The sequence below is a fragment of the Mesorhizobium sp. NZP2077 genome, assembly GCF_013170805.1.
In the GTDB taxonomy this organism is placed as follows: Bacteria; Pseudomonadota; Alphaproteobacteria; order Rhizobiales; family Rhizobiaceae; genus Mesorhizobium.
Genome location: NZ_CP051293.1, coordinates 6,903,929 through 6,916,537, shown reverse-complemented (window position 1 = coordinate 6,916,537; position 12,609 = coordinate 6,903,929). Strand labels below are relative to the sequence as shown.

Below are 12,609 nucleotides of genomic sequence, written 5' to 3'. Positions count from 1 at the left end.
TGGCCGACGCTCCACGGACATTTCGACCGCATCCGCCGTGTAGATGATGCTGCGCACACTCGGATAGGCGAAGAGGCACGACGTGCTGCCAGTCGCGCCGCCAGCTCTGAGTGATCGCCGGGTGTCGCCGGCCTCGAAGTCCTGCAGAGCCTTCATGCCGGCTTAGCGTCCGCCCCCGGCAGATGGCGCTGAGCGTCGGCACAACGGCTTCGCGACCTTCCGCGACACGAACAGATGGCGGATCAGGTGCACGATGCAGGTTAGCACTGTCGCCTAGGTAGAGGTGGCGCCGCTCGCCTCCCTGTTGGCCAAGCTGTTTGCCAGCTTGCCGTCTTGCCAGCACCTCGCCAGTCTCGTTGCGTTCTTGTTTAGGCCTTGCAACAGGTCCTTCAAGGAAATTTATGGAATCTTTGCGACCACAAATCGCTGTCAATGGTACGCTCACCACAACTTTCAAGTTCAGTGGTGGCAGAAATCTGATGTGGTTATGTTACGCTGCCGAACAGCATTTGCGAAGAGCCCGACATGAAAAAGCGAGCAGGACGAGGGGTTCGGTTCTTCTATTTGGCGCCGTGCTGACCAATGATGATACTTGTCGATCGCCTAATGACAGCAGCACATCTTGATCGCCTACGGATCCTGGGCCTTTGCGCGCATGCCGACCTGACTGTCCGCGAACTGGCGGAGATTCTCGATCTTCGTCGGGAGCGCGTCGCGCGACACGTCCGGATGCTGGCCAGAGCCGACTTTCTTTGCGGCAACGGACAACGTCCTTGGTCCTCACATCATCTCAATGCAGGGGGCAAGGACGGAGGGTTGGTTCAATTCCTGGTCGATCTCCTGCCCCACGACGATGGGTATCATAAGCGGGACCTGGAGCGGCTCGAGGCGGTACATACGCGTGGTCGAAGGGGACTGCTGCTTAATCGTGAAAAGATCTGCCTAGGCGGGAGTGCGAAACTACCATGAATAACTCCGCTGACGCAGCCATCGCAGAGCCCGGCACATTCGGACGGTCTTCCTTGGTCCATGTCGATTGCCGCGTTCACGAACTGCTTCTACGACAGAGGCGGCAAGAGCGGACGATGCTCAAACTCATCGCATCTGAGAACTTTGCCTCCTCAGCCGTACTGGAAGCGACCGGCTCTATCTTCGCGAACAAATATGCCGAGGGCTACCCGGGTGCGCGCTACTACGCGGGAAACGAGATCGTCGATGAGCTTGAGACCCTCGCGATCGAGCGCCTGAAAGCGCTATTTGGCAGTGAGCACGCCAACGTCCAGCCTTATTCGGGCTCACCAGCCAACCAGGCTGTCTATCGCGCGCTTTTGAGCGCCCGTGACAAAGTCATGGGGCTGCCTTTGCCCGAAGGCGGCCATCTGACTCATGGGTGGTCCGTCAACTTTTCCGGCACTGATTATCAACGCATCCCCTATGGGCTGCACGAAAAGACGCAGCAGATCGACTACGACCGCTTGCGCGAGACAGCCAGACGGGAACGGCCGAAACTGATTTGGGTCGGCGGGACAGCCTATCCGCGTGTTTCTGACTACGCGGCAACGGCCGAAATTGCTTCGGAGGTGAACTCGTATTTGGTGGCTGACATCGCCCACATCAGCGGCCTGATTGTCGCAGGAGTGCATCCGAACCCCGTGCACCATTGCGACGTCGTCACCAGCACGTCTCACAAGTCGATCCGCGGGCCCCGTGGAGGCTTTATTTTGTCGAAGAATGAAGATCGCTATCAGGCGCTCTATCATCCCACGAGTAAATACAATCTCGCCAGACGGATCGACCGCGCGGTCTTTCCTCAACTGCAAGGCGGGCCCCATGTGAATACCATCGCCGCGCTAGCTGTCGCTTTGCAGGAAGCCGCGACCCCCTCTTTCCGCAGCTACGGTCACCAGATTGTCAGGAATGCCAAGGCTCTGGCCGAGGCGCTTCTGGATCGCGGTTATGACCTGGTCACCGGCGGGACTGACAATCACATGCTGATCCTTGATCTGCGGGACCGGCCGCTGTCAGGCAAAGCCTATGCCGAGCGCTTGGCCAAGGCAGGCATCATTACGAACTTCAACATGGTGCCGGGCGACCCGCGCGATCCGGCGGTTACAAGCGGGATCCGGTTAGGGTCGCCGGCAGTGACGTCCATGGGCATGCGTGAGCGGGAAATGGTGCAGATCGCCGCTTTTATTGATTTGGTCTGCCGCCAGCCCGACGACGAGGAAGTTCAAGCAAGCGTACGAAGAGACGTCGCCGACTTCTGCACTGCGTTCGACGTCCCCGGCATCAGCGACCGGTAAGGCCGCCCGAATCCAGAAACTCCCCACCTAACTCCAACACTTGAAGCGAGGACATTCCATGACCAGGCAGTTCGTGTTCTCTTCCGAATCCGTCGGCGCGGGACACCCCGACAAGATGGCAGACAACATCTCCGATGCCATCCTCGATGCGGTCCTCCGCACCGATGCGAAGGCGCGCGTCGCCTGTGAAACGTTGGTGAAGACAGGGATGGTCGTTATCGCTGGCGAGATCACCAGCCACGCAGAGATCGATTACAGCCAAGTTGCCCGCGATACGATTCTCGATATTGGGTACGACGACGATGCCATCGGCTTTGACGGTCGACGTTGCGCCGTCGTTCTGGCCCTCACCGAGCAGTCGCCCGACATAAGCCAGGGCGTTGATGAAGGACGAGGGCAGGATCTCGAGCAGGGGGCGGGGGATCAGGGCCTCATGTTTGGATTCGCATGCAACGAGACGGATACATTGATGCCCTTGCCGATCCAACTCGCTCATCATTTGACGAAAAAACAGGCAGAGGTCCGGAAAACGGGACAGCTTGGCTGGCTTCGGCCAGACGTGAAATCTCAAGTGTCCGTACGCTACGAGGGTCTTCGCCCGGTGGCGCTGGACACCATAGTCCTGTCAACGCAGCATGACGAGGCGGTCTCCCAAGATACAGTCCGCGAAGGCGTCATTGAGGAGATCATAAAACCAGTCTTGCCGACCCACCTGGATACTTCGGGGATCAGATTTCTGGTCAATCCAACAGGGCGGTTCGTGGTCGGTGGGCCTGCCGGCGATTGCGGCCTCACTGGACGCAAGATCATCGTCGATTCCTACGGTGGAACGGGGCGTCACGGCGGCGGCGCCTTTTCGGGCAAGGACCCATCCAAGGTTGACCGCTCAGCAGCCTATGCGGCGCGGTACGTCGCAAAGAATATCGTTGCCAGCGGACTTGCGGAGGTCTGCGAGGTTCAGCTTGCCTACGCGATCGGCGTGGCCAGTCCGGTTTCTGTCATGGTCAATACCTTCGGAACCGCAAGGATTGACGAAAAAAGGATCGAGTGCCTTGTTCTTGAGCTGTTCGATCTCCGGCCGAAAGGCATCATCAAGATGCTTGATCTCTTACGCCCGATATACCGCAAGACGGCGACATACGGACACTTCGGCCGTGAAGAGCCTGAATTCACCTGGGAGAAGACGGACAGAGCCGATGACTTGCTGCGTGAAGCAGGACCGGCAGCTGCGTGAGGGCCGCTGGGTCAAGCGCATGCGGCAACCCATTTCAACTCGCTAGACCCGCGCCCGGGCGGCATAGCAGCAAGCCGGTGGGTAGTTGGCGGAGACATTGATGCCGGATTATGACGTGCTTTGCATCGGCAATGCCATTGTCGACATCATCGCCCAGTGCGACGAGGACTTCCTCGAGACCAACGGCATCATCAAGGGCGCGATGAACCTCATCGACACCCAGCGCGCCGAACTGCTCTACAGCCGCATGGGCCCGGCGATCGAGGCGTCCGGCGGCAGCGCCGGCAACACGGCGGCCGGCGTCGCCAGCTTCGGCGGCCGTGCCGCCTTCTTCGGCAAGGTCTCCAACGATGCGCTGGGCGAAATCTACGCCCATGACATTCATGCGCAGGGTGTCGCCTTCGACACAAAGCCGCTCAAGGGCGAGCCGCCGACGGCGCGCTCGATGATCTTCGTCACCCCCGACGGCGAACGCTCGATGAACACCTATCTCGGCGCCTGCGTCGAACTCGGGCCGGAAGATGTCGAGGCCGACAAGGCTTCCGGCGCCAAGGTCACCTATTTCGAAGGCTATCTCTGGGACCCGCCGCGCGCCAAAGAGGCGATCCGGCAGACGGCGAAGCTGGCGCACGCAGCCGGCCGCGAGGTCTCGATGACCCTCTCGGATTCGTTCTGCGTCGACCGCTACCGCGACGAGTTCCTCGACCTGATGCGCTCGGGCACCGTCGACATCGTCTTCGCCAACAGCCACGAGATCAAGTCGCTCTACCAGACATCGTCGTTCGACGAGGCGCTGGCGCAGATCCGCAAGGATTGCCGGATCGCCGCCGTCACCCGCTCAGAAAAGGGCTCGGTCATCGTGCGCGGCAACGAGACCGTGGTCATCCAAGCGACGGCGATCCGGGAACTGGTCGACACGACCGGCGCCGGCGATCTCTACGCCGCCGGTTTCCTGCATGGCTATACGCAGGGCCGCGACCTCAAGACCTGCGGCGACCTTGGCTCACTGGCGGCCGGATTGGTGATCCAGCAGATCGGCCCCAGGCCACGGCAGAATTTGCGCCGCGAGGCTGAGCAGGCGGGGTTGATCTAGCCGGACGACTCAACGACAAGCTGCCCGTCTCCCTCCTGCAGGCTGTGCGGGTAAATTGCGCGTAAATCGAAATGTCGGATGCGCATCCGCGTGAGGCGGCAGCCCGCGGCATGTCACGATCGAAACGGTTGATGGCGGTGCCGCCCTTCAGCGCGACCCTTTTGCCGTGCGATATAGGGAACGCGTTCGGATCAGCTGGTCGACCTGCGGCATATATTGCTCACCGCCATCATCGACCTCGTGTGGCAACAGGTCGGCCGGGATCGTGATGCGATAGAGCGGGTGAAGCGGCCAACTGGTGAATTGACATCAATGCATCGCCCGATTGAGATTATCCTGCCGGGAGGCGCAATGAGGTGTTCAGCCGAGTCGAGACGATCATGAGCAAATATAAAGATCATCGTGAGCCACGCCGGCATCGTCATGACGATGACCCGGCTTCTTTTGCGGAACGGCCTTCCGAGCCAAGCTACTTTCAGCGTTCGTCGACCCTAGCCGCATCCGCTGTCGACGCCGAAGTGATGTGGTTCAACACCAGCAAGGGTTTTGGCTTTGTCAAACTGCCGGAGGGCACCCAGGCCTATCTGCACATCCGGGTGCTGGAGGCGGCCGGGAGCCGCGGTGTTTCCGAGGGAACGCGTCTCAAGGTCACAACGGAAGAAAGTCCAAGAGGTCATCAGGTCGCGCAAGTGCTGGAGGTAGGCGGTCAGACCGCGAAACCTCAGGTGCAATACGCGTTGCGCTGGAGAGTCCACCGCCGGGACGAGCGCCCAGTTGGAGAGCGAGGCCACGGTCAAATGGTACAATCCCCAAAAGGGCTTCGGCTTCATTGCACCTGAAAACGGTGAGAAGGACATCTTCGTTCATGCCACCGCGCTGACCCGCTCAGGACTGAGCATGCTGATGGAGGGTCAGAAGGTGTTTGTCCAATGCGGGCAGGGCAAGAAAGGCCTGGAAGTTCGGAGCATTCGCCTCGCTTAGAGCCAAATGCGTTGGCCTACCGAAATCGCGCCTCAGACAAAGAAAAAGCCCGCTACCGGGAGGAGGTGGCAGCGGGCTCGATTTAGAACGAGACGCGGGAGGAGGTGCGCCCCATTCAGCGTCGGGGCCACATCTGGGAGGAGTAGATGGCCGACACCATGATCATACCGATCGCCGCGGATATTGCAACGCACAAATTTTATCTCGCGACTGCGAAATGATGCCTGATCCGCTTAGCCCATCCTGAAAAAGTGCGGTCAGGCTGCCACTTTCTTGCGGGCACGCTTGGCAGGTGCCGGCGTTTCCGGTTCCTTCGGCTTGCGGCCCAGACCCATGGTCTTGGCCAATGCCGAGCGCGCCGCAGCGTAGTTCGGCGCCACCATGGGATAGTCCGCCGGCAGCTCCCATTTCGCGCGATATTCGTCGGGTGTAAGGCCATAGTGGGTCGCCAGGTGACGCTTGAGCGACTTGAACTTCTTACCGTCCTCAAGGCTGACAATGTAATCGGGTGTAACCGATTTTCTGATCGGTACGGCAGGCTTGAGAGCTTCCGACTTTTCTGGTGCGGCACCACCAGCAGTGGCTTTCAATGCGATGTGGACCTGGCCGATCAGCCCAGGCAGTTCACCGACGGGAACCGGATTGTTCGAAACATAGGCTGAGACGACGTGGGCGGTGAGTTCGATGAGGTTGTCGGCTTTGCTCTCGGTTTCTTCGGTCATGAAAACGCTCCTGCGGAATTAGAGTAGCCGGGTAAGAATCATCTCGTAGCTTAATAGTGACGACCGCGTTTGATGGCAACCAAAGCCATTGCATGATGTGTTGGCGGATCGCTGCACGCCCGGTCGCCGTCACGGATCTTCCGCTTGAACCGTCATCGCCCTGACAACACATTGTGCCATGGTCGCCGTGTCGATGCGGGCGCATCTTCATGCAAATTGGCTATTTGGAAAGTTGGGAGAAACCAATGAACGCTGAGGCTTTCAGCAGCCCCCTTTTTGTGAAGCGCGCAACGCACATCATCCAAGAGATTGCCGGCCTTGCGGATGCAATCGATTTTCTCAATGAATGGCCGGAAGATCGCAGAGACATGATCCACGAAGCCGCCCTGAGGGCATGCTACGATGCGTACGATGGGCGCAAGCCGGTAAGCACGGCGCGCAATGCCTTTTTCGGCTTTGCGAAGCGGGTCGCCATCTTGGAAGATTCAACCTCCGCGATGCAGTGGATCGCCGCCTGCAGATCGGGCAGTGGAAAAGTGCAGGTGTAGACATCGACGACATGTTTGAGACTGGCGAGGCGCGTCAAACAGTGCACTATGTCCAGGTTTCACAGCTAGACCACGCGAATGAGAAGCAGTTCCTCACCATCGACTGCACAACCGCAGATCGCACGCAAGCTGACCATGGCCGGACGCGCCTCATGGCGATCGCTTGCCCGCCAATGGCCAGGCTCAATGGCGCAGGTGCAGCGGTCGCGTTTGGCTGAGTTAAGAAATGCGACCCGGGCTGTTTGCCGCGTAGTGGCTGTGGAGGAGGGGGATGACCGGGTTGATCAGATTTGAGAGGCCAGTCGTTGTTCAGGTTAGCCGCCGCAGCTCGGAGCGTATCGTGTTCGACGTCAACGACGCGGCCGCTATCTTGCTGCGGGATCTGCATCATGAGACCGATAAACGCAGGATAGCGATGGACACCTGTCTGCAGGTGTTACGCGGTAAGACCCATCCACCAGCCGCTAGACGAGCTTTCGTCGCAGCTGCGCTCGAAGCACGCATTTTGCGCAGCGATTGAGATTTAGGACGCCGCTCATGAATCTCGGCCATCTGCGCGTCGCGATTGGGCGCGGTCCGATCACGCCAGGAGCAAGCCAACCCCGCACTTTCCGCGATGGCTTTCCTGGTCCGGCGCCGGATCTTCACCATCAAAACACAAGGGGTCCGCCAGCCAGCTGCGGCCGCTCGGCTTCGCCGTCGCGGTGATGGTGATTGCAGCCAGAGGCAGACGGAGCCATCGAGCGGGAATTGGCCCGGTGCAGATGGCAGAGCGTCGATGCCGCCTCAATAGTCTCCAGAAGTGCCGTTTGAACCTTCCCCAGCTTAGCCCTGTATCCGGTTTCCCGGAACACGCTCCGCAGACCGGCGCCGCGTGATCGCCGATGCCTCTCCCGATGGTCGGGAACGGGGTTTCGGCGATCAAGGTCGGGGAGACGATAGTGATACTGGATTATCCCAATACGGAATAATCCGAAACTGGCTGGCGGTGAGCCGCCTCGTTTCTGGCCGGCTCATTTGAGGCCAAGCCTCCTTCGATCGCCAGCCAACGGCGGCGTCTGGAAAGCTGACTTCGACGCGCCGTAACAAGGGCCGCGGCCAGGCCAAGCTTGCCGAGGCGCTTCGTCACCGGCAGCGCGATTGCCTTGGGCGCGCCGGATAGACTCCCCCAAGGATGCCCGGTGTGTGGCGTTGCCGCTCACCGCCGGCGAGTGGCACCGAGCCCTACGCCGTCTGCGCTTTTTCCCGAATTGCGCGTGCCGCAGCCACCATGTTCACCAGGGCAGGGCGGACCTCCTCCCACCTGCGCGTTTTGAGACCGCAGTCGGGATTCACCCACAGTTGGCCATCCGACAATCGCTCGCGCGCAAGCATGATGAGGTTGGAAATTTCGCCCACTTCCGGGACCCGCGGCGAGTGAATGTCATAGACGCCGGGACCGATCTCGTTCGGATACTTGAAGGTTCGCAGCGTATCGAGCAGTTCCATCTGCGAGCGCGAGGTTTCAATGGAGATCACATCGGCATCCATTGCAGCAATCGCGTCCACGATGTCGCCGAACTCGGAATAGCACATATGGGTGTGAATCTGGGTCGCATCGCCAACCGCCGTTGAAGCCAGCCGGAAGCATTCGACGGCCCAGTCGAGATAGGTTTCCCAGTCGGCCTCACGAAGCGGCAAGCCCTCGCGCAGTGCGGCTTCGTCGATCTGGATCATCCTGGCGCCGGCCTTTTCGAGGTCGCTCACTTCATCGCGAATGGCGAGCGCGACTTGGCGGCAGACGGCTGAGCGCGGAAGGTCGTCTCGGACGAAGGACCAGTTGAGGATCGTCACCGGGCCGGTAAGCATGCCCTTCACCGGCTTTGGCGTCAGCGACTGGGCGTATCGCCACCAGTGTAGTGTCATCGGATTTTGTCGCGACACATCGCCAATGATGATCGGGGGTCGCACAAAGCGCGAGCCATAGCTCTGCACCCACCCATGCTGCGTGAAGGCAAAGCCGCGGAGCTGCTCGGCGAAATACTGCACCATATCGTTGCGCTCGAATTCGCCGTGCACCAGCACGTCGAGTCCGATCTCTTCTTGCCAGCGAACGGCGGCTTCTATCTCTTTTTTCAGGAAGGCCTCATAGTCGACGTAACTCAGCTCGCCCTTGGCATGGGCTGCCCGCGCCTTGCGAACCTCGGCTGTTTGCGGGAAGGAGCCGATCGTCGTGGTGGGGAAGGATGGCAAGCCAAACGTGTCGCCCTGAAGCTTGGAGCGCACGTCGAATGCGCTCTTCCGGCGCGTCATGGCGACCTTGATGCTGGCGACCCGACCTTCGACGAGCGGATCATGCACCTTAGCGGATGTCGCGCGAGCGGCGGCAGCCTCAGCCGACGCCTCCAGTTCGGCGGCGACCGCGTCCTGGCCTTCAGCCAGGGCACGGGCGAGCACGACCAGCTCGTCGGTTTTTTGCGCCGCGAAGGCGAGCCACGATTTCACGTCCGCATCGAGTGCCGTCTCCATGTCCAGGTCGATCGGCACATGCAGCATCGAGCAGGACGGGGCGATCTCCACGCGGTCCAGCGGCCAGCCGGCGACGATCGGCTTGATGCGGTCAAGTATGGCAGGCAGGTTCGCGCGCCAGACGTTGCGGCCGTCGATCAGCCCGAGCGAGAGCACAAGTTCCTTCTGCGCGAGCCGGCCGACGGTCTCCAACTGCTCTGGAGCGCGCACGAGATCGACGTGCAGTCCCGCCACGGGCAGAGAAATTGCGGTCTCGAGATTGTCTCCCAGCGATCCGAAATAGGTAGCGACCATGATCTTCAACTCCGGTGCTGCTTTTGACAGCCGGCAGTAGGCGAATTGGAGCGCATCCCGTTCGTTGGGAACCAGATCGACCACGAGCGCCGGCTCATCGATCTGCACCCAATCGGCTCCCGCGAGCTTCAGCCTCCGCAGGAGCTCCTCGTAGACGGGCAGCAGCCGTGGCAGGAGCGCGATAGGGTTGAAACCTTCCTCAGGTGACTTCGCCAACTTGAGAAAGGTAACCGGTCCAAGCAGGACCGGGCGCGTGTGGATGCCGAGCGCCTTGGCCTCGAGGAAATGATCGACCGGTTTCGCCGACGAGAGGGCAAAGCTCTGATCGTCGGTAAGTTCCGGCACAATGTAGTGATAGTTGGTGTCGAACCATTTGGTCATTTCCATCGCGGCAAGGCCATGCCCGTTGGCCGCATGCTCGTCACCGGCATGTCCGCAATCAGCGGCCTGATCTTGGTTGCCGCGCGCCATTGCGAAATAGGTATCGAGTGGGACCTCGCCGTCAGTCCAGGTGTATCGTGCCGGCACGGCGCCGACCATGGCGACGGTGTCGAGCACATGGTCATAAAGCGAGAAATCGTTGGACGGGATTTTCGACACGCCGCGATCGTGCTGCTCCCTCCAGCTGGCGGCGCGTAGCGCCTTCGCCGTCGCGAGCAGGTCGGCAGCGGGAGATTTTCCGGACCAGTAGCTTTCAAGCGCGAATTTGAGTTCCCGCCGTCGACCGATACGCGGCACGCCGAGCGTTGCCACTGGAATTTGTTGAGAGACAGTCATGCCATACCCCGATGGTTGGGGCGTGGGGACAAGGAACGCGCGAGCAGGCGGCACGAAGCCAGGCTACCGCGGCCACCGAGACACCCCGCCCGTGGACGTTGTTCGTCGTGGCAGGTCTCCTGGCTCGCGGGTCAAAGCCTGTGCCCGTCTTCCCGAGGCCGTTCGCCTCAGTGACACCAATGGGCTTGGCTCGCCGCTAACAGTTGCGGGGGCAGCGCCGGCATCGCACCGGCTTCCCTCTTAGCTCCGCTACGGCAGTGCCGCACGGAGAACCATGACATACGCACAATCACAGCCGCTTCGCTCCTTGTCAATACATATAACAAGATGTTTATGTGATGATGCGAATAATGCCCTTGCGCTGATCGGTCTCTTTCGCCCAAAGCCGCTTACGATGCCGCCTCTTATCAGTGCAGGCTCGGAGAGATCCTTGTCCCCATCGGCGACGCCGGATCAGATCGAGGTCGCCGGGCTCCAAAGGGCGTAAAGTCGGGCCAGGTCGTCACGGTCCGCCGGGAATCCCGGTATTTGTTCCCGCTCGGCTTCGCTAAGCGTGCTTGCGCACTCGCCCATCAGCACGCTGATAACCATGTCCGGAAGCGGAAAGAAGAGGTGGCGCCTCAGGTCGGCGGACTGGGGCTGGGCCGCCAGCGTCTCGAACAACTGCGCGGCGATCGCCTCGACCTGCTGCGCGAGCAGCTTCACCCTGCGATTGCTGAAGGCCGGCGCCACGATCGTGCGTAACCGGGCATGCTCGCCCCCCCTCGTGCGAGACCAGCCACCCCGGCGAACCGAGAATCACCGAATCCGGGGTGAATGCCGCGCTCTCTAAGCGACGGAAGGGCGGAAGCTGACCGGCAGGCGCTGCGGGCAGCGAATGACGTAAGACGGCATGTAGACGACGTCCTCCGCAGCGATGGTCAGCGCCAGATCCTCCAGCCGCCCGAACAGCGCGGGGAAGGCGCAGCGCAATTCCAGGCGCGCCAGCGCAGCGCCCAGGCAGGAATGCGGCCCCTCGCCGAATGACAAATGCGGGTTGTGCCGCCGGGTGACATCGAACCTGTTGGCGCCGGGACCGAAGGCCTTTTCGTCCCGGTTCGCCGCATGGAACGCCATCAGGACGGCATCGCCGCGGCGGACCATGCATCCGTCGATCTCCACGTCCTGGGTGGCATAGCGGAACGGCAGATTGGCCGCTGAGCTGCCCCAGCGCAGGATCTCCTCGATCGCCTGTGACCACGGAACTTGGCCGCTGCGCACCAGGTGCAGTTGCTGCGGATGCGTCAGCAATGCCAGCACGCCATTGCCGATGACGCCGGCGGTGGTCACGAAGCCCGCAGAGAGCACCATGAACAGCATGTCGATGAGCTCGGTGTCGGAAACGAGCTCGCCTTTGTCACGCGCGACGATCAGGGCCGAAGCCAGATCATCGCCGAGCTGGCCCCGCTTGAGCGCGATCAGGCGACGGAAGAACTCCGGGATGCGCTGCCGCGTCTGTCGCACCTCTTCGGCTGTGGCGGAGGTGTTGGCCAGGCTGTAGGTGAGCGCGACGATCTCTTCGCGCTGTTCGTCCGGCAAACCGAACAGTTCGGCGATCACGTTGGTGGGCAGCGGAGCGGCGAACTCGCTCATCAGATCGGCACTGCCGCCGCGCTGCGCCATCTCGGCCAGGAGTCGATCGACGCATTGTTCGACCCGTGGCGCCAGCAAGGCGATACGACTGGGCGCGAAGCTGCTGGACAGCAGGCCGCGCAAGCGCCGGTGATCGGCGCCGTGCGCCGTGGTCATGTTGTCTACTTTGCATATCCCGATCAGCGGATGATCCTCGGGAATCTCGCAGTCCTGCAGCGCCCGCCACTGTCGCCAGTCCTTGTTGAAACGCTGGTCGGAAAGCATCTGCCTGAGCGTCTGGTGACGGCCTGCCGCCCAGGTCACCACATCGCCTGGCAGCGACACTCGCGCCATCCCCCCCTGCCGCAGAATCGCAGAAGAAAGACGATCAAGTTGCGTGGGAGCGGCCGGCACACCGATCACGTCGCAATGATCGTTTTCTACGCGCATGCCAACAACTCATTCAAGACCATCGCGGGTCCACTTCTCGGCACGGAAGATCCGCGCGCGGACTTCGAAAAGTGCCCCGTGCTTCGTC

At 61.1% G+C, this 12,609-nt stretch carries 10 protein-coding genes, 2 pseudogenes and 1 riboswitch; of the genes and pseudogenes, 7 read left to right on the top strand and 5 right to left on the bottom strand.

Going from position 1 to position 12,609, the window contains the following annotated elements:
• Positions 1 to 21 precede the first annotated feature (21 nt).
• Positions 22 to 267, bottom strand: a pseudogene (locus tag HGP13_RS38260) (transposase); the annotation flags it as partial.
• A gap of 698 nt (positions 268 to 965) precedes the next feature.
• Between HGP13_RS38260 and glyA the strand changes: the two are divergent.
• From glyA to HGP13_RS33920, 5 genes are all read left to right on the top strand, one after another.
• Positions 966 to 2,303: a serine hydroxymethyltransferase gene (glyA, locus tag HGP13_RS33940; protein WP_172234155.1), complete on the top strand. Its 1,338-nt coding sequence runs from the start codon at positions 966 to 968 to the stop codon at positions 2,301 to 2,303.
• A 58-nt stretch (positions 2,304 to 2,361) separates the two neighbouring features.
• Complete coding sequence (metK, locus tag HGP13_RS33935; RefSeq protein WP_172234153.1) at positions 2,362 to 3,537, top strand: methionine adenosyltransferase; 1,176 nt, start codon at positions 2,362 to 2,364, stop codon at positions 3,535 to 3,537.
• A gap of 100 nt (positions 3,538 to 3,637) precedes the next feature.
• Positions 3,638 to 4,630: an adenosine kinase gene (locus HGP13_RS33930; RefSeq protein WP_172234151.1), complete on the top strand. Its 993-nt coding sequence runs from the start codon at positions 3,638 to 3,640 to the stop codon at positions 4,628 to 4,630.
• Positions 4,631 to 5,010: 380 nt separating this feature from the next.
• Positions 5,011 to 5,469: a cold shock domain-containing protein gene (locus HGP13_RS33925; protein ID WP_172234149.1), complete on the top strand. Its 459-nt coding sequence runs from the start codon at positions 5,011 to 5,013 to the stop codon at positions 5,467 to 5,469.
• Complete coding sequence (locus HGP13_RS33920) at positions 5,405 to 5,611, top strand: cold-shock protein (protein WP_172234148.1); 207 nt, start codon at positions 5,405 to 5,407, stop codon at positions 5,609 to 5,611. The genes HGP13_RS33925 and HGP13_RS33920 overlap by 65 nt, the downstream gene beginning before the upstream one ends.
• Before the next feature lie 257 nt (positions 5,612 to 5,868).
• On the opposite strand, the gene HGP13_RS33915 is transcribed toward HGP13_RS33920, so the two are convergent.
• Positions 5,869 to 6,333 carry a MucR family transcriptional regulator gene (locus tag HGP13_RS33915; RefSeq protein WP_172234146.1) on the bottom strand — a complete coding sequence of 155 codons (465 nt, stop codon included), beginning with the start codon at positions 6,331 to 6,333 and terminating at the stop codon, positions 5,869 to 5,871.
• 245 nt (positions 6,334 to 6,578) lie between these two features.
• Between HGP13_RS33915 and HGP13_RS33910 the strand changes: the two genes are divergently transcribed.
• Together HGP13_RS33910 and HGP13_RS33905 are read left to right on the top strand one after the other, a co-directional pair.
• On the top strand, positions 6,579 to 6,881 hold the full coding sequence (locus HGP13_RS33910) for a DUF982 domain-containing protein (RefSeq protein WP_044549105.1): 303 nt from the start codon (positions 6,579 to 6,581) through the stop codon (positions 6,879 to 6,881).
• A 271-nt stretch (positions 6,882 to 7,152) separates the two neighbouring features.
• The gene (locus tag HGP13_RS33905) at positions 7,153 to 7,401 is read left to right on the top strand and encodes a DUF982 domain-containing protein (RefSeq protein ID WP_020629161.1); all 249 of its coding nucleotides are present in this window, start codon (positions 7,153 to 7,155) and stop codon (positions 7,399 to 7,401) included.
• A 704-nt stretch (positions 7,402 to 8,105) separates the two neighbouring features.
• Here HGP13_RS33905 and metE read toward each other — a convergent pair.
• The 3 genes and pseudogenes from metE to HGP13_RS33890 all read right to left on the bottom strand — a co-directional run bounded on the left by metE (position 8,106) and on the right by HGP13_RS33890 (position 12,521).
• Positions 8,106 to 10,436, bottom strand: coding sequence for a 5-methyltetrahydropteroyltriglutamate--homocysteine S-methyltransferase (gene metE, locus HGP13_RS33900; RefSeq protein ID WP_172234972.1), 2,331 nt, complete (start codon positions 10,434 to 10,436; stop codon positions 8,106 to 8,108).
• Between the two features lie 115 nt (positions 10,437 to 10,551).
• Positions 10,552 to 10,752: riboswitch (cobalamin riboswitch) on the bottom strand.
• Positions 10,753 to 11,027: 275 nt separating this feature from the next.
• A pseudogene (locus HGP13_RS33895) lies at positions 11,028 to 11,274 on the bottom strand (cytochrome); the annotation flags it as partial.
• Between the two features lie 14 nt (positions 11,275 to 11,288).
• Positions 11,289 to 12,521: a cytochrome P450 gene (locus HGP13_RS33890; protein ID WP_172234144.1), complete on the bottom strand. Its 1,233-nt coding sequence runs from the start codon at positions 12,519 to 12,521 to the stop codon at positions 11,289 to 11,291.
• Positions 12,522 to 12,609: the final 88 nt, after the last annotated feature.